Origin of the sequence: Ponticaulis profundi, assembly GCF_042659465.1 — a bacterium.
Classification (GTDB): Bacteria; Pseudomonadota; Alphaproteobacteria; order Caulobacterales; family Hyphomonadaceae; genus Ponticaulis; species Ponticaulis profundi.
This window is the reverse complement of record NZ_JBHSSW010000005.1, coordinates 160,445-177,613: the sequence shown is the minus strand read 5'-3', so window position 1 is coordinate 177,613 and position 17,169 is coordinate 160,445. Positions and strand designations below refer to the sequence as shown.

At 55.5% G+C, this 17,169-nt stretch carries 15 protein-coding genes; 8 read left to right on the top strand and 7 right to left on the bottom strand.

The window, feature by feature from the left end:
- Nucleotides 1-122 precede the first annotated feature (122 nt).
- The 4 genes from ACFQDM_RS05925 (at nt 123) to ACFQDM_RS05910 (ending at nt 3,211) form a co-directional block, all read left to right on the top strand.
- Nucleotides 123-812 carry a response regulator transcription factor gene (locus ACFQDM_RS05925; protein ID WP_377376752.1) on the top strand — a complete coding sequence of 230 codons (690 nt, stop codon included), beginning with the start codon at nt 123-125 and terminating at the stop codon, nt 810-812.
- Nucleotides 791-2,422 (top strand): stimulus-sensing domain-containing protein, encoded by a 1,632-nt coding sequence (locus ACFQDM_RS05920; protein WP_377377108.1) that lies wholly within the window; start codon nt 791-793, stop codon nt 2,420-2,422. Before ACFQDM_RS05925 ends, ACFQDM_RS05920 begins: the two co-directional genes overlap by 22 nt.
- A gap of 107 nt (nt 2,423-2,529) precedes the next feature.
- Entirely contained in the window at nt 2,530-2,931 is a 402-nt protein-coding gene (locus ACFQDM_RS05915) for a PTS sugar transporter subunit IIA (protein ID WP_377376749.1), read from the top strand.
- A gap of 7 nt (nt 2,932-2,938) precedes the next feature.
- On the top strand, nt 2,939-3,211 hold the full coding sequence (locus ACFQDM_RS05910) for an HPr family phosphocarrier protein (protein ID WP_377376746.1): 273 nt from the start codon (nt 2,939-2,941) through the stop codon (nt 3,209-3,211).
- Nucleotides 3,212-3,232: 21 nt separating this feature from the next.
- On the opposite strand, the gene ACFQDM_RS05905 is transcribed toward ACFQDM_RS05910, so the two are convergent.
- The gene (locus ACFQDM_RS05905) at nt 3,233-3,802 is read right to left on the bottom strand and encodes a hypothetical protein (protein ID WP_377376744.1); all 570 of its coding nucleotides are present in this window, start codon (nt 3,800-3,802) and stop codon (nt 3,233-3,235) included.
- Between the two features lie 188 nt (nt 3,803-3,990).
- Between ACFQDM_RS05905 and ahcY the strand changes: the two genes are divergently transcribed.
- Nucleotides 3,991-5,385, top strand: a complete 1,395-nt coding sequence (gene ahcY / locus ACFQDM_RS05900; RefSeq protein WP_377376742.1) for an adenosylhomocysteinase — start codon at nt 3,991-3,993, stop codon at nt 5,383-5,385.
- Between the two features lie 88 nt (nt 5,386-5,473).
- Here ahcY and ACFQDM_RS05895 read toward each other — a convergent pair whose 3' ends face one another.
- Nucleotides 5,474-7,828: a PAN/Apple domain-containing protein gene (locus ACFQDM_RS05895; protein ID WP_377376739.1), complete on the bottom strand. Its 2,355-nt coding sequence runs from the start codon at nt 7,826-7,828 to the stop codon at nt 5,474-5,476.
- A gap of 270 nt (nt 7,829-8,098) precedes the next feature.
- Here ACFQDM_RS05895 and ACFQDM_RS05890 point away from each other — a divergent pair, with 270 nt between their 5' ends.
- Nucleotides 8,099-8,827, top strand: coding sequence for a winged helix-turn-helix domain-containing protein (locus ACFQDM_RS05890; RefSeq protein WP_377376737.1), 729 nt, complete (start codon nt 8,099-8,101; stop codon nt 8,825-8,827).
- Nucleotides 8,828-8,874: 47 nt separating this feature from the next.
- Here the strand turns inward: ACFQDM_RS05890 and ACFQDM_RS05885 are convergent, their stop codons facing one another.
- The 3 genes from ACFQDM_RS05885 to ACFQDM_RS05875 form a co-directional block, all read right to left on the bottom strand.
- On the bottom strand, nt 8,875-9,630 hold the full coding sequence (locus tag ACFQDM_RS05885; RefSeq protein WP_377376735.1) for a transporter: 756 nt from the start codon (nt 9,628-9,630) through the stop codon (nt 8,875-8,877).
- A gap of 90 nt (nt 9,631-9,720) precedes the next feature.
- Nucleotides 9,721-10,476 (bottom strand): META domain-containing protein, encoded by a 756-nt coding sequence (locus ACFQDM_RS05880; RefSeq protein WP_377376732.1) that lies wholly within the window; start codon nt 10,474-10,476, stop codon nt 9,721-9,723.
- Between the two features lie 71 nt (nt 10,477-10,547).
- Complete coding sequence (locus ACFQDM_RS05875; RefSeq protein ID WP_377376729.1) at nt 10,548-11,978, bottom strand: pyridoxal phosphate-dependent decarboxylase family protein; 1,431 nt, start codon at nt 11,976-11,978, stop codon at nt 10,548-10,550.
- Nucleotides 11,979-12,119: 141 nt separating this feature from the next.
- Between ACFQDM_RS05875 and ACFQDM_RS05870 the strand changes: the two genes are divergently transcribed.
- Entirely contained in the window at nt 12,120-14,570 is a 2,451-nt protein-coding gene (locus tag ACFQDM_RS05870) for a sensor histidine kinase (RefSeq protein ID WP_377376726.1), read from the top strand.
- 72 nt (nt 14,571-14,642) lie between these two features.
- Nucleotides 14,643-15,191: a biotin transporter BioY gene (locus ACFQDM_RS05865; RefSeq protein WP_377376724.1), complete on the top strand. Its 549-nt coding sequence runs from the start codon at nt 14,643-14,645 to the stop codon at nt 15,189-15,191.
- Here ACFQDM_RS05865 and ACFQDM_RS05860 read toward each other — a convergent pair.
- Together ACFQDM_RS05860 and ACFQDM_RS05855 are read right to left on the bottom strand one after the other, a co-directional pair.
- Complete coding sequence (locus ACFQDM_RS05860) at nt 15,170-16,132, bottom strand: bifunctional helix-turn-helix transcriptional regulator/GNAT family N-acetyltransferase (protein WP_377376722.1); 963 nt, start codon at nt 16,130-16,132, stop codon at nt 15,170-15,172. The two genes, ACFQDM_RS05865 and ACFQDM_RS05860, sit on opposite strands and share 22 nt — an antisense overlap.
- A gap of 72 nt (nt 16,133-16,204) precedes the next feature.
- On the bottom strand, nt 16,205-17,104 hold the full coding sequence (locus tag ACFQDM_RS05855) for a LysR substrate-binding domain-containing protein (protein ID WP_377376720.1): 900 nt from the start codon (nt 17,102-17,104) through the stop codon (nt 16,205-16,207).
- Between the last annotated feature and the right edge of the window lie 65 nt (nt 17,105-17,169).

Here is a 17,169-nt window from a genome sequence, read left to right as displayed (position 1 = left end):
GAAACCCGTTTAAGGTCGCATGAAAGCCTGATTTGAACCTTGTTGTTTCCGGGTTAGAATTTCGTAAGACTGTTGTTGTGTGTGAACTTCACGCTTCAATTCGGCATCAAAGGGGAGCTGGGATGGCTACGCTTGCATTGGTTGATGATGACGAGAACATCGTTGAATCACTGAAACTTTTCTTCGAAGCGGAAGGGTATAAGATCCGTACCTATCACGACGGACAATCGGCGCTTTCAGCGCTGACAGAGACCCCGCCTGACCTGGTGATTCTAGACGTCAAAATGCCGAAGATGGACGGTATGGAGGTGCTGCGTCGCCTGCGTCAGACATCGGATATTCCGGTCATTTTCTTAACATCCAAGGATGAGGAAATTGACGAGGTGATCGGCTTTAATATCGGTGCCGATGATTTTGTTCGCAAACCATGCTCGAACCGTCTTCTCTCCGAGCGCGTCAAGGCGGTGCTGCGTCGTTCCCGCGGCCCGGTCGAAGTTGAAGGCGATCAGAAGCCGATTGTGCGTGGCCGCCTTGTGCTTGATCCGAACCGTCATGTCTGTTCATGGGAAGGTGAACCCGTGCGTCTGACGGTGACCGAGTTTCTGATCCTTCTGGCGCTGGCGCAACGACCGGGCTTTGTCAAAAACCGCGACCAGTTGATGGACGCTGCCTATGACGATCAGATCTATGTAGACGATCGGACAATCGACAGTCACATTAAGCGTCTGCGCAAGAAATTCCGTGAAGTTGATGATGAGTTTGATGCCATCGAAACGCTCTATGGTGTCGGATACCGATACAAGGAATCCTAGGTCTGGCAAGCTCGCCGAAAAAACGATCCTTTTCCAATTCCAGAATCGCCAGGTTGATCTTCATCTCCAACCTGGCGGGTCTTTTGATTCTGGTGATTGGCGCGCTCATCCTGAACGAGATGCGCGTCGGTCTCGTGCGAGCGCGGATTGATAGCCTCAACACGCAAGGCGATCTGATCGTCTCGGTTCTGGCCGAAGGCGCAACGGTCGGTGAGCCAGAACCGCAAATGCTGAATCCGCAAGCGCGCCGGATTCTGAAACGACTGGATCTCGCACCATCTGTCAGCGCGCGTCTTTACGATGAAGACGGTACGCTGGTGGGTGATTACGCGCTTCTGTCTGATCGTGTCGATCAGGGCGCTCTGCCGGGTTTGCAGAACCCGGGGCCGCTTGAGGATGTGGCGACCGGTATTTCAGACTTTTTCGATTGGATCGCACGCGGTCTGCAGGCGAAAGCGCGTCGCTCCTTCGTTCAGGAGCTTTCCTATGAAGAAGAACTTCGCCGGGCCCTGCGAGGTCAGGCCGTTGCCGGTGAGCGTGTGACGGAAGATGGTCAGCGTATTGTCAGTGTGTCTGTGCCAGTTCAGCGTGTTCAGGCTGTTGTGGGGGTCCTGACGCTGGAAGCAAGCGATGTGACGGAGATTGTCCGCCGCGAGCGTAGCGCACTCTTGCCCTTTATCGGCGTTGCGATTGCTATGTCGCTGATATCGGCAGGCTTCATGACATGGATGGTCGCGCGACCATTGAGAAAGCTCGCAGGCGCAGCAGACCGGATTCGTGACGGCGCCGCCGAGCGACTTGAGCTGCCGGAACTGTCTCGTCGTCAGGATGAAATCGGCGACCTTGCCGGTTCGCTTGAGGCCATGACCGAAGCTCTTTTTGACCGAATTGTTGCGAACGAAGCTTTCGCTGCAGATGTGGCGCATGAGCTGAAAAACCCGCTTACTTCCATTCGAAGTGCGGTCGAGACACTGGAGCGTGTCGAAGATCCATCCGCAAAAGAGCGGCTTCGCAAGGTGATTGCATCAGATGTGCGCCGCCTGGATCGTCTGATCACCGACATTTCCAACGCATCGCGCCTGGAAGCGCAGATCGCCCGTTCGCCGACTGAAAAAGTGGATCTGGAGCACCTGCTCTCGGAACTGGCCGATACCTATGACGCCATTCGCGATGAAGGCGAGCCACATGTTCAGTTCCGCCGGGATGAAGATTTGCGGGCATTCTATGTGATGGGCCGGGAAGGGCCGCTTGGGCAGGTCTTCCGCAATCTGATCGAAAACGCGCGTTCGTTCAGCCCGCCAGACGGCAAGGTGATGATTTCCACGCGCATGTTCCTGAATCAGGACAGGTTATTTGTGGAAACTGTCGTCGAAGATGAAGGTCCCGGTATCCCGGATGACAAGCTTGAGAAGGTTTTTGAACGTTTCTACACGGATCGTCCTGCAGGTGCGAAATTTGGCCGGAATTCAGGTTTGGGACTTTCGATCGTTCGTCAGATTATTGAGGGACATCGCGGCACTGTTGTCGCCTCAAATCGCGCAGATGCCTCTGGAAACGTGCATGGCGCGCGCTTTACGGTGACCTTGCCGGCCATCCTTCTGGATCGGTAAGGAAGTCACAATCGCGCACAAAACTGTCACGCAGTTGCGAAAAGCACTTGCCAAAGCCGGACCCTTCGCCCCACTCTTTGCGTGGGCAAAATTTAATGAGGTACCGGATGATTGGTGTTGTCGTTGTCAGTCACGGCAAGTTGGCGCGAGAACTCGTCGCAGCGACAGAGCATGTCGTTGGCGAACAACGTCGTTTTCGTTCCATATCGATCGAGCCGGACGATGACATGGATGCCCGCCGTACTCAGATCCTCGAAACCGCACAGGGCTGTGATGATGGCGATGGTGTCATCATTCTGACAGACATGTTTGGCGGTACGCCTTCCAATCTGGCGATTTCGGTGATGGGGCAGGGCAAGATCGAGGTGATCGCAGGTGTGAACCTGCCCATGCTGATCAAATTATCAGAGGTGCGTGAGTCCTCAACGCTTGCCGAAGCGGCAGAGGCGGCTCAGGAAGCCGGGCGCAAATATATTTCGATCGCCTCGAAGCTTCTGGTGAAGTCCTGACGATCCGATGGCGTGTTCGAGTAGAGTAGAAATCGTCAATCAACGCGGACTGCATGCCAGAGCATCGGCCGCGTTTTCCCGACTGGCTCAACAATATGACAGTGCCGTGCTTGTAAGCCGTGAAGGCATTGAGGCCGATGGCAAGTCGATCATGGAGCTGCTCACGCTTGCGGCCAGCAAAGGCAGCACGATTGAAATCTCAGCAAACGGGACCGATGAAAGCGATGCGGTTTCGGCTCTGGAAGCACTCGTCGTCGACCGGTTCGGTGAAGACGAGTAGCTGGCCTGGTTTCCTTTAGACTCAGCGATAAGGCGTGCTTTGCGGTCGCTCCGTGATGGTCGGGCGTCGCAGACGTTCGAGATCATCATCTGGACGGTTATCATCGCGGCGTCCCTGATCCGGCTCAAAGGTCAGGGCTGAGAACAGGATCGCGCCTTCGGAATTTTCGAAGCGTTGAGCGAAGATTTCCAGTCCGCGAACAAATTCGTCCTCCAGCACCATGCCGGGTGTCACCGGTGCAAACAGGCTTGGATTGCCAAGAATGTCATCATGGCTGGTCAGACGGGCAGCCCAGTTGCGCTGTTCAATCGGCGTCAGATATCCATTGCCATCTTCGTCAGCGACGGCGAAGGCAATTCGCGCGCCTGTTTCGATTTCGGTCGGCGTAATTTCCAGATCGTGATCTGCGTCAAAGCTCGCCAACAGCAAAGCGCCCGGCTTCACATAACGGGCCCCGGCGAAATGTTCGCCTTCCGGACCATTTCCGCGAAATGGCAGTCGCTCTTGTGCGCTCGCGTGCAAAATGGGCGCAGCGAGCAGGCTGGCGGCAGCAATGAGGCCGGACAATTTTGCGGAATGCGATCTGATCATCGAAACATCCTTTGTATTCTGCCGAAGAGTTTAGACAGGAAATCGCCGCAGGGGAAACAGAAGATGGCAGCTTGGTGATTTGTAAGCTGCAGATCAGATATAAACTTATCTTTATATGGTTTAATGCGAAACAAGATTGGGCTATAAGCGGCGCCAATGTCGCCCGATGAGATTTAAAGGGACTTCCCATGTCACAAGATTACGCTGTTCGCGATATTTCGCTTGCCGATTACGGCCGCAAGGAAATCGAAATCGCTGAAACCGAAATGCCCGGCCTGATGGCCGCACGCGAAGAATTTGGTGCCAGCCAGCCGCTGAAAGGCGCACGCATTGCTGGTTCGCTTCACATGACCATTCAGACAGCTGTGCTGATCCAGACGCTCGAAGCACTGGGTGCGGAAGTGCGCTGGGCGAGCTGTAATATCTATTCCACACAGGATCATGCTGCGGCTGCGATTGCTGACAATGGGACCCCGGTTTTTGCTCACAAGGGTGAGACTCTCGAAGAATACTGGGATTTCGCGGACCGCATCTTCCTGTGGCCAAATGATCAGCAAGCCAACATGATCCTCGATGATGGCGGCGACGCGACCATGTACATTTTGCTGGGCGCGCGCGCAGAAGCTGGCGAAGACGTTTTGTCCAACCCGGGCTCTGAAGAAGAAGAAGTGTTGTTCGCGCAGATCAAGAAGCGCATGGCCGCCAGCCCTGGCTTCTTTACCAAGCAGCGTGACGCCATTCAGGGTGTGACGGAAGAAACAACGACAGGCGTGAATCGTCTCTATCAGCTGATGAAGAAAGGCCAGCTGCCTTTCCCTGCTATCAATGTGAACGACTCCGTCACCAAGTCGAAATTCGACAACAAATATGGCTGTAAGGAATCGCTCGTTGATGCGATCCGTCGCGGTACAGACGTCATGATGGCTGGTAAGGTCGCGTTCGTTGCCGGTTATGGTGATGTGGGCAAAGGCTCTGCGGCATCTCTTTCAGGTTCTGGCGCGCGCGTGATCGTGTCTGAAGCCGATCCGATCTGCGCTTTGCAGGCCGCTATGGATGGCTTTGAAGTCAAGACGCTTGAAAACGCCCTGCCACGTGCGGACATTTTCGTTACCTGCACCGGCAATCGCGACATCATCAAGATCGACCATATGCGTCAGATGAAAGACATGGCGATCGTTTGTAACATCGGTCACTTCGACAATGAAATTCAGGTCGAAGCGCTGCGAAACTACAAATGGACAAACATCAAGCCTCAGGTCGACATGATCGAGTTCCCGGATGGCAAGCGTATCATCCTTCTCTCAGAAGGTCGTCTTGTGAATCTTGGTAACGCAACCGGTCACCCGTCTTTCGTGATGTCCGCATCTTTCACCAACCAGACGCTGGCTCAGATCGAGCTGTTCACCAAGGGCGAGCAGTACAAGAACGAAGTGTATGTTCTCCCGAAAGAGCTCGACGAGAAAGTGGCTGCGCTCCACCTCGACAAGCTGGGCGTGGAACTGACAAAGCTCGACCCGGTTCAGGCCGCTTATATCGGTGTGTCACCGGAAGGCCCATTCAAGCCAGAGCACTACCGCTACTAAGGTTTCCGGCCTCGGCCAGACAAGCAAAGAGCGCCGTTGCGAAACGGCGCTCTTCTTTTTTGAGCATCGGATTGGGGAACCGAATGCCTCAGAGATCGAAGTCCCAGTACGGGCGACATGTGTCGAGATGCGTGAAGCCCTGCCAGTTGCCATGAGCATCAGATTCCTCGGTCGACAGGCACCAGCCGGATTTGTTCTTCACTCCTTCGACATCGACTTCCTTGCCATTCTCATAAAGATAAATCTGGTCGAGCAGGGCGGCGTCACTGCCGTCGGTCATAATGCGATATTTGCTGGCTTTGCCGGTCGTGATGACCTCGAAATCGATGTCGGTGCAGTTTCCGACAAAGTTATTCGTATCTTTCTGGTGCGACCCACGTCCGATCTCGCGGCCATTTGCATCATACATGATCGCCGTGAGTTTTGAGGTGGTGCCTTCGTTTTCAACACCTGTGATGTCGCACTGAATGTCGAAACGATAGCGGACGCTGGGCGTGTTTGTCGTGCCAAGTCTCGCTTTGGCCAGGTCATAGGGCAAATTTGGGATGGACTGGCCGGAATAGCTCCACATATGCCAGTCGACGCAAACACCATCAGCGGCATATTTCCAGTTTACATTCCCATCGGATGCTTCGGTCGAGAGGCACCATCCCTTGTCATTATTGGCGCCATAGGTCCGAACAAGCTCACCTTCCCGGTATAGCTTGATCTGGTCGACCATGAACGCGTCACTGGAATTGGTGCTGATTTTGACGGTCTCGGCATCGCCGCGAGTCTTGGCGGCAATTTCGATATCGCGAACGCGCGCGCAGCCAAGCAAACCGTCGGCAATGTCGCTGACAGAGCCCGTTCCAATCTGCATGCCGGTCTTGTCATAGAAGGTTGCTGTGATTGTTCCGCTTGTGCCTTCATTGCTGATGTCATCCACCTGACAATCGATTCCAACCGAATAGTTACGCTCTGGTGAGCTGGTTGCTGGAAGACGCTGGATCGCAAACTCGAAGGAGTCGTTGTTCAGACCGACTTTCTGGTCTTCAAAAAGTCTTGCCACCGGCAAAGGTGTCAGGAAGCGGCCTGACCAGAATGCATAGGTTTCCTGATTTTTCAGGGTTACCACACCTCCACCGAAACGAAACGCCGGGCGATCATGCACACAGGTCTGAACGGATTGGGTCCGTCCGGCGTCCACGTTTTTGATCACCGTGGCCCGACCGGCGTCAAAGTCGACCTTCGTTAGGACAACAACATCTTCATACGGGGTTCTTTCGCCGCTCTTGAAGAGGGAGATAAAACCATCATCCGCACAGGTAACTGAATAGTTCGCAGCCTTCTCGATTTCGCTCGATGTGCGATCCTCGTCGGGCCAGAAATCATCCGTGCTGAAGGCCGAAACGACATAGAGCGAACCGTTGGATTGCGCGATCAGGTTTGTGCCCTGGCCAGAAGCATAGATCGTCATGGAGCGGCATCCGCCCGCATCGATCTGTGTGCTGCTGTCAAACAGAGACACATTCGGGAGTGAGCGGCACACCGTGGCCGGTCGTGCGACGGGCGTCGTGCTTCCGGCGGCATTGATGGTGTAATAACGTCGATCGGCTGGATTGTAGGTGAAGCCGATTGATGTGGATGCCCCATCTAGATCCAGATGGGAGAGCCGGGTGATCTCTCCGCGTGGAGGTAGATGGAAGAAGCTGATGCCTGGCGAGGAGCCAACGGCGACCACGTCACCAGATGCCTGAAGGGCGCTTGGGTGCGCATCGAGACCGCTGCAATAGAACGTCCAGGTCAGGTCATTGTCGGTCGCTGGATTGTACACGTTTGAATATGCCAGCACGCCGCCACAGCCGTTCAGGCCGGTCAGTTGGCGTGAGATCGACAGGACGATCCGGCCAGATGCCGTCATGGTCATGCCCTGAACATGGTCTCCGATGTGAACGCCCTCGCCATACTTATCAACAAAGCCCCGAAGACTTGTGTTGATCACGGCTGATTCCGGACCTGAGATGGCAGACACGGATGCCACAATGTTCGGGGTCGGTGTTGACCAGCCCAGCGATGGCGGCAAATTGCTGTCACCACGCGGCGTCGATGTCTGTTGTTCAATGATGTCTTTCAGTGCGTAGTGATCATAAGGGTTGCCGGGATAGTCGGTTTTAAGGCCGCCAACATCCGTCGCGCGTTTGTCTGACAGATCGCATTTCATTTCGTTCTTGTTGTAATCGAACGACACGCATTTGAAGCCGCGTTCATTGATGCAGGCTCGCATGCACTCCAGCGCAGACACGTCTTCCAGGCTCTTATTGTTGTGACCTGAAATGGCGGCGTTGGGCGTTGAGGTGAAGTATTCCGTCTGGGCGTTGGCCGCTCCAGTCAGTGCCGCTCCGGCAAGGGAGCTGAGCAACAGGCCGATTAGTCTCGATCGCTTGGTCCTGAAAAGTCGCATTGGGTTTCCTCAGTCATCTTCGCATCCGCTGGGGGCGGCATGTCTGAGGCGGTCCTCTACGTGCGTCCCCCCAACACACCCGAGAACCACTGCACAACTGCGCGATACCTCCGAATGAAGATATATGAAGACGGCATGAAGGGGCCTGAAACTGCGCATTTATCTGATGAGAAACAGACCATTGCACCGAAATAGCAGTTCGGCTTCCAGCATGCTTCTTGTTCGCCATTTTAATTCAGGTTAATCCGAAGTTCGGGTGGACGGGCGTAGATGGCGAAACAGACAATCTATCATTTTGAGGATTTCGCGCTGAATGCGACTCGTTTGCAGCTGTTCCGGCAGGGAGAAAGCATTCGGCTCGAACCGCAGGTCATCCGACTGCTCGCCCTGCTTGTCCAGAATGCAGACCGTGTCGTCACCAAAGACGAGATTAATCAGGAGATCTGGAACGGTCGCATCGTATCGGATGCTTCTCTTGCCAGTCGCTTACGGGCGGCGCGTTCTGCGATTGGTGACAATGGTCAGGAGCAGCGACTGATCCGGACCCTTCCGAATGTTGGAGTCCAGTTTGTCGGTCATGTGACGGTTGATGCGCCGCCATTGGAAGAAACCGGTTTCTTCTATCGTGCGGCATTGGTTCTGCGCCGCCTCTGGCTTCAGTTGGTTGCCGGTGGCGCTGTTATCGCGCTGGCCGCTGGACTGATCTGGTTTCTGGCGTTCTGGCTGCCCTTCTGGCAGGTGGCGCGTCATTTCGAGAAAGTGCCGGATGCCGCGATCAGCGGCTATAATGATATTTTCATGACCCCAGGTTCATTGAAGGGCTGCATGAAAGCCTGTCTGGAAGCGACAGAAATCGAATGTCGGAGCTTTGATTTCTACAAAAAGGTCAACAATTGTGACCTGTCGAACGCGACGGCAGAAGAGGTCGGTGGGTTGAGGACGGATTACCCCGGCAATCCCTATGACCATTACGCCCGCAAACGACCGGGGACGCAGTGAAGGGCTCTACTCGCGCGCATATGAGCTGGAGTGTCCGTGCCTCTGAGCTAGTTGAGGCTGCGGGCCAGACGGAATTGCAGCACAGTGTCCGGTGCGGATTCTGAGATGCCAGCCAGCGCTCCAACGGTCAGATCCCAGTCGTCCGTCAGGCTATGTGAAAGCGTTGGACCGATCAGGTGTTCCTGATCATCAAAACTGCCCAGACCGCCATCGGTGTTGCCGAATTTGTGATAGCTATCGAGGCTGATCCGCTGGCGATCACCGATCTTGCGGGAAATATTCGCCCGCGCTTCCAGAATGGCGCCATCAGATGCATTTGGGCCAAACTCTCGGTCGACGCTCAGCATGCCGCGCGCGCGCCAGTCTTCTGCAAAATCAATCTGGTTCAGCCAGTTCAGACCGACACGGTTCGGTCTGTTGCCTTCCGTTGCGCGCACATCAAGTCGTATGGCACTGGCATAGCCAGCCGTTGTCTTCTTTTGATGTTGCCAGAGAAAGTCAGCTTCAACATGCGAAAATTCGGTGCCTTCACCTGGGGCTTTCCGCAGTTGCAGGATTCCGCGTATGCGAAACCGGTCTGAGATGGCGTTCTGAAGAGACAGGCGTTGTTCGATCGCCCAACCGCCTTCCGGGCCCGATACCTCAGCAAAGCCGATCCGGTATTCTGCAGCGTCGTCATCCGCCGTGAGGTTTGGTCCTGAGACGCTCGACGTGGCCTGTGCATCCGCCCGCTCTGCAAACATCAGCATGCAGATGAAAAAGCCAAACAACGAAGCCGAGACGGATCGGAAAAAGTGTTGCATCTACGGGCAGATAAATATGATCAGCCCGCATGTCCATAGTATGACACTTTTGTGAAACAAATAAATCTGACGCGTGCTCCGCCCGCTTGCTTATAGCGGAAGAGCGCGAAGCGATCTGTCTGGGCCACTCAGAAGCAGCGCACCATTCTCATTGAATTCGAGGCGCAAAGGCGTCTCGATCACCGTCAGAAAGGTCTGCTCCTGTTTCATCAGGGCTTCCGGGCAGGCTTTTCGCGTTGTCGCGATCTGACTGAAAATGATGTCATCACCCTCAATGTCATAGCTGCCGGTGTACTGGTTGCATCCAGTTGAGCCGGAGATGCGCCCATCCGGTGAGAAGATGAGCGTGGTTTGAGCGATGTCGATGACGCCGGCCGTGTTGAGGTCCTCTACCAGCCAGGTTTTGCCCGTGAGTTCGGTCGACATGTCATTTCCGGTTGTGGTGCTATCCAGTCGGGTGCAGTTGATCGTTTCGCCCTCTCCAATGGTCAGAAGAGCTTCCTGACCATTGTCCCAGAACTCCAGGGTTCCGAGATCTGTGGCGCCCTCATAGCGGGCACCGGACGCCGAGATGGCCGGTGGCAACGCATAGACCACGCCGTCCAGCTCAACGAGGATGTCATCTTCGGCATTGCGATACTCTGTTGCGACCTCACTGCCTGCGCAATCGTAAAGGACTGCGTTGTCGTCAGAAAGGCTCAGCGGGCGCGTCGTGGGAGTGGTGGCTGGGTTAGGTTCAGACGTCTCATTTTTCGCTTGATCCGACATATCTGTTTTTGTCGGGCTGCAGGCCTGCAGCGCGCCGACAAGCGCGAGTGCTGAAATGGTCGTAAGAGCAGCTTTCATGGTGTCCTCCCAATCCGTTCGTTTTCAAACGCCGGCCTACGCCCCCGGGTTCCGGTGCTTGTTTCGACGCCTTAGCCTTGTAATTCGCGCCCGATCTCCAGAACTCCATCGACCAGAACGTCAATGTCAGACATTTGTGTACGATGGTTGGTGATGTTCACCCGAATGGCCAGTTTGCCATCAATCCGGGTCGTAGACGGTGCGGCAGTCCCTTCTTCCTGAAGGCGCGTTACGATCTCCTCGGTCATCGCATCTGCTTCCTGGCCGGTTTTTCCGGACGCGTCGAAGCGGAAACAGCAAATGTTGAGGCCGGCATAGGAAAGCAGTTCCAGCTCTGGCGCCTTGCGGACGCGCTCTGCGAGATATGCCGCCTGCGAGATATTGCGTTCAACGACGGCGGCAAGTTCCTCTGTGCCGAACTCGTGCAATTGTGCCCACACTTTCAGGGCGCGGAAGCCACGTGACAGTTCAGGACCATACTCGACCGGCCATGGATTGCCTGCTGCGAGGCCGCGCGTCATGGGTGAGAGATAATCCGGACGATCAGAAAAGCTTCGACGATGCGAGTCGCCATTTCGGATCAGCACACAGCCCGCATCATAATTGACTTGCATCCACTTATGAAAATCAAAGGCCAGCGAGTGCGCTTTCTCGATGCCGGCCAGTTTGCCTCGATGCGCATCGGAAAACTGGAGTGCAGCAGCAAAGGCGGCATCGACATGGAACCAGATGCCTTCAGCGCGCGCGATCTGTCCGGCTTCATCGAGCGGATCAATCGACCCCGTATTGACAGTGCCTGCTGTCGCGCAGATCAGAAACGGCGTGTATCCGGCCTTTCGATCGTCATGAATGGCTGCCCTGAGCGCATTCGTGTCCATCTGCCCATTCTGATCGATGGGCACTTTGCGCAATGCTATGCTGCCAAGCCCCAACAGGTCAAAGGCGCGAGCAATGCAATTGTGTGCGCCTTCAGATGTATAACCCGTCAGTTTGGGCAGGTCTTTCAGACCCTGATTGCGGCTTTCGAAATCAAGTGCATGGTCGCGCGCGGCTTTCAGGGCAATGACTGTGGCCATGCTGGTGCCGGTTGTGATGAGGCCGCTGCCGCTTTTTGGGAAATTGAACTGCGCAAGGCACCAGTCGATCAGGCGCTTTTCAAGCTCGATCGCGGCATGGTTCCGCCCGCCACAATTGGCATTCAGTGTCGCCGCGGTGATGTCCGCCATCAGATTGGCAGGTGTGCCTGCGCCATGTACCCAGCCAAAGAAGCGCGGATGGGTATTGCCGACGCCATAGCTGAACAATTCCTGCAATGCTGCATCGGTCGCTTCAGCGCCGCTTGCTTTCTGGTCTGGCGCATGAAAAACTTTCAGCGTGTCTTCCGGTGGATTCCAGACGCGGCCTTCCCGATAGGTTTCCATGCGATCCAGCGCAGCGTCCAGCATGGCGTGCGCACGTTTGCGAAAACCCTGCCAGTCTTCGGGATCGAGTGAGTCAGTCATTGGAGGGAGAATTTCCTGTGAAAGCAGTGCGAAAGTTTAGGCTTATTTACCTTCTTTAACGACACATTAACTGAAAGGCTTCATTTCGTCACAGTGGGGCAGTTTGTAAACTTTCCCGGACGATTCGGTTTGGAGCGCACAATGGCGTTTGGTACAGAGCAAATCCCGATCCTGGTCGCTGTCGGCGCCTCTGCGCTAGCACTTGCATCCATGCTCTGGTCCTTGCGTGTCACGGACGGTCATCGTGGTGCCGCCAATCGGTATCGTCAGCGCGCCGGTCAGATGGAAGAGAAGCTGGCGCGTGCGGACAGCATATTCGGTGCGCACCCGGGTGTCATCCTTGTTTGGGAAGAAGATGGACTGGAAGGTGACGAAATCGGTCAGCCTCAGGTCTATGGTTCGCCCGTCGCGCTGGGTGGCATGCTGCGCTTTACCGACGATTCCCTGTCTCAGGATCCTGCGATTCGCATTGTGGAAGGTCTGGCGGATCTTGAAGCGCGCGATGCTGCGGGCAAAGACACGACGCTGCGTCAGCGTCTGCATGAGCTGCGCCTCAACGGTGCGCCATTTTCCCTGACGATTATCGGACCATCCGGCCGCTTCCTGGAAGCAGATGGCCGCACGGCTGGTGCGCGCGCTGTCATGTGGCTGACAGATGCCACCATCAAAGGGCTTGAAGAAAGCTCTGCGCGCGGGCGCATTGAGGAAGCCCGCCAGATTGTGGCGCGTGATCCGACCGCTTTTCTCGACATGCTGGCCAAGGCGCCATTCCCATCCTGGCGCGTTTCTGGTTCCGGTCGCCTGCAATGGGCAAACACGGCATATATCGAAGCCGTTGAGGTGAAGTCTCTGGACGTGGCGCTCGAGCGTCAGTCGCATTTTGATCAGCAGGTCAATGACCAGCTGCGTCAGACGATTGATAAGAACGCTGAGATTGTCGAGACCCTTCAGATCGCTGTCGGTGGCCAGCGCAAATCCATGCGCGTGCTCACCTTCCCGCTTTCCGGCGGTGCCGGTGCCATGGCCTTTGACGTATCAAACGAGGTCGAAGCCAAGGAAGAGCTGTCACGCCATGTTCGTGCTCACGATGAGACGCTGAACTATATTGATGAGGGGGTCGCCATTTTCGGTGCGGACCGCCGCCTCGTGTATCACAACCGTGCTTTCTCCAAGATGTGGGGGCTGAAGGAAAGCTTCCTGCTAGAGCGGCCCAATCATGGTCAGCTGCTGGATGAGATGCGCCAGGAACGCAAACTGCCGGCACGTGCAAATTTCGGCGAATGGCGCGCTGAAGAGCTCGGCTATTATCATATGAAGACGAGCGTTGCTGAGGACATCTGGCGTCTGCCGGACAAGCGCACGCTGAAGGTGACGCGTCAGCATCATCCGCTGGGTGGTCTGCTCATTCTGTTCAAGGACATGACGGACGAGCTTCAGCTGGAAACCCGCTATAACGAGCTGATCAAGACGCAGTCAGCGACACTGAACAATCTGCATGAAGCCGTCACTGTGTTTGGCAGTGATGGCCGTTTGCGTCTCTACAACGCATCCTTCCTGCGTCTCTGGGAGCTGGAGGAGCGCCAGCTCGCCGGTGACACCGATTTTGACCATGTGACAGGTCTTTGCACAAAACTGTTCCATGACGGTCAGATCTGGAACAACATCAAAGGTCACGTCACAAACCCAAGTCCGGAAGCGCGCCGCGAAACCAGCGGCGAAATGCATCGCTCAGACGGGACGGTTGTCACCTATCTGACCCAGCCTCTGCCAGATGGTGCGACGCTGATTGCCTTTGTCGACATGACCGCTGCACGTCGCGTTGAAGAGGCACTTCGCGATCGCGCTGAAGCTTTTGAGACAGCGGACCGCCTTCGTACAGAATTTGTAAGGAATGTCAGTTATCAGCTTCGGGATCCTTTGAATGCCATTGTTGGCTACACACAGTTTCTCGAAAGCGGGCAGATGGGCGAGCTCAACGAACAACAATCCAATTTTGTCGGTTCGATCAGTGAAGCATCCGATACGCTCTCCAAGCTGATCGACGATATTCTCGATCTGGCGATGATTGAGGCCGGACGTCTCGATCTGGATATTTCTGACGTCGACCTGAAATCGGTTATCCAGGACAGCATCGGCATGGTTGTCTCGAATGTTGAAGACACGGAAATCGTTCTGAGTACGGAAATACAGAACGATATTGGCACGCTGCGCGCTGATGAGCGCCGTCTGCGTCAGATTCTCTTCAATCTCGTGTCCAACGCCATGCGCTTTACTGAATCCGGTGGCAAGATCACCGTGGAAGCCATGCGCGAAGATGACATGATCTGGCTGTCCGTGACCGATACCGGGTCTGGTATCGATTATGACAAGCAGGCGTCTGCCTTTGACAGTTTCAGCTCAGGGGACCGTAAAGGTGCGGGCCTTGGCCTCGCGCTCGTTCGGTCTTTCGTCGAGCTGCACAATGGTCAGGTACTGATGCAGTCCACGCCGGGCGAAGGCACAAAGGTGATCTGCATGCTGCCAGCAGATGCGTCCAATGCGACGCCTCAGACACCGGGTGATGACGAGACGCAGCTTTCCAACGCCGCCTGATCGGTTCACTTGACGGTGGCGCTGTGTGCTGCCAACCGGTCATGACGGATTAGACAGCGTTGGAGGCGCATTTTGATTTTCAGCAAGCTGAGTTCTTCTGCACTGTTGCGCCTGTTTCTCTTTGTGACGCTTGGCGTGGTTGCTCTGACGGCATCTTCTTATATCTCCGTCCCCATGTATCCGGTGCCAGTGACGGCCCAGACAGCGGTTGTTTTGCTGACAGGGGCCGTCTGCGGCGCACGCCTTGGGACCGCCATTGTGCTGATATGGCTCGGCCTTGCTCTGTTGGGACTTCCGTTATTGTCCGATGGCAAGGGCGGTGTCTCTGCCTTTCTTGGGGCGACCGGCGGATATCTGGTTGGTTTCCCGATTGCCGCTTGTCTTGCAGGTCTCGTGACCACGAAAGCAGGCATTCGCTATGATGTGCTACGCTTTGGCGTCTATCTTTTGCTGCACGTGATCATTCTGTCGCTTGGTGGGCTATGGCTTAGCCAGAAGATCGGTCTTGAAAGCGCGCTTGCCAATGGCGTTCTGCCTTTCCTGATTGGTGGCGTCCTGAAGAGCGCACTTGCGGCCGCCCTGGTGGCAGTCCTTCCGCGTCAGCCCGGCAGCAAAGGATAACTCATCGCCACATTGCAACGCTCATATCGCGCTGAGTATTTGGCGAGAATTTCGGCGTCGTGCTGAAAGCCGAGTTTTTCATAGAGGTGTATCGCGGCTTCACATTTTGAGTTGGTGAGAAGATATAGCTGGCGAATGCCGAGCGTGCTGGCGCGTCCAAGCACAAAGGCAAGCAATTTCTCGCCCGCTTTCTTGCCGCGCGCGGTTTCGCTCACGCCCATTTTGGTCAGTTCAAATACGCCATCAGAAATCTTGATCAGAGCGACCGTGCCGATCACGCCCAGCTCTGGATCTTTGATAAACCAGATCTCGCCATCATTATCGACGACTCGCTCGCGGGGGTGTTCCAGAATATCGTAGTCATTCGCTTCCATGGTGAACATGGAGGAGACCCATTCTTCGTTGATGCGGTAAAAGTCTCCAGCGAGTTCATCTGAAAAAGGAAGGATTTCGAGATCGTCCCTTGCTGGTGCACGTTCCGGCAGAGGCTTGCGATCCAGTTCTTCCTCCATCTGGCTCATTTGCTCGAGCAGATGTCCCTGCGTGTCATGGCAGAGGTCCTTTGCCGCGGCTTCAATGCGCGGCCAGACAGAGATCAGCAACTGATTGACCATCGCTCTGCCGCATGCCGTTAGCGAGACAATTTTCACGCGGCGATCTGCAGCATCACGGGCCATCTCGACAAAGCCCAGCTCTGACATCGAGGAAAGCGCGCGCGTGATGGCTGGCTGCGAAAAACCAATCCTGTCAATCAGCTGGGTGACTGTCAGTGCGCCATCATTGTGGAGCGCAGCAAAAATCGGCATGTGAACTGACTGCAAATGGCCCAGATTTTCCTCGGCGATGATGCGTGTTGCGTCGGCCTGAAGCCGCTCGGCCAGTCGCTTCATCCGGCTGCCCAGAAACAGATAGTCACGCTCGGCCAGGATATCCTGTGACATCGAAAGCTCCATAACAAGTTATATAACGAGTTATGTAATAGATTGCGCGGTGTCAATTCATCTCTTGAACATTCAGATCAGTTCCGGCCTGGCAAGGTGCCCTTCCAGCTCACCGAGCAGAATATTGATCATGCGGGTCTTGCGCGTGGTGTTCGCATAGACGCCCCAGACTTTCTGGGCATCCGGTCTGCAGGTCGGCAGAACTTCAACCAGGCGTCCGTCGGCCAGGGCGTCACGAACATAAAAGTCCGGCAGCTGGCAAATACCGAGTCCCCGTTCGGCGGCATCCAGCACGCCAAACCCATTATTGCAGCGCCAGCGCCCTTGGGGACGATAACTCACCGAACGGTTTGCAACGCGCAGCTGCCATTCCCTTGATGTGCCGAGCAAGCAGACATGTCTGTCGAGATCTTCGACAGCCTCTGGTTCGCCGCGTCGGCTGAGATAGTCAGGGGACGCGCACATATGCAGCGTTCGCGAGGTGATGTGATGGCTGGCGAGCCGGTTGTCGGTGATGTGTCCGGTCCGGATCGCAATGTCGAAGCCATTCGCCACGATATCGACCACCGTATTGCTAAGGTCGATATCGACGGAAATGCCGGGATGTTCACTCACGAACCGGTTCAGTACGGGCACGACCATGCGCTCTCCAAACGCGATCGAACAGGTGATGCGTAACGGGCCGCGTAGTTCATCCGACACGGTGGAGACATCGCGCAATGCTTCGTCCCGGTCGGCAATCAGTCTGCGGCAATTGGTTTCAAAGCGGGCGCCGGCTTCGGTCAGATCAACCCTGCGTGTCGTCCGGCTCAGCAAGCGCGTACCGAGATGTTCTTCCAGCATGGAAAGCTGGCGGCTCACAAAGGAGACGGACACGCCGAGCTGATTGGCGGCGCGTGTAAAGCTCCCGGCCTCGGCAACGGCCAGAAAGACATCAATCCCGGCCCAGATTTGCAGTGGATACCCAGACATATTATTGCTCTACAAAAATAATCAGTTTCTCATGAAATCGTTTAGTCTGATTTCGAAAACAATTA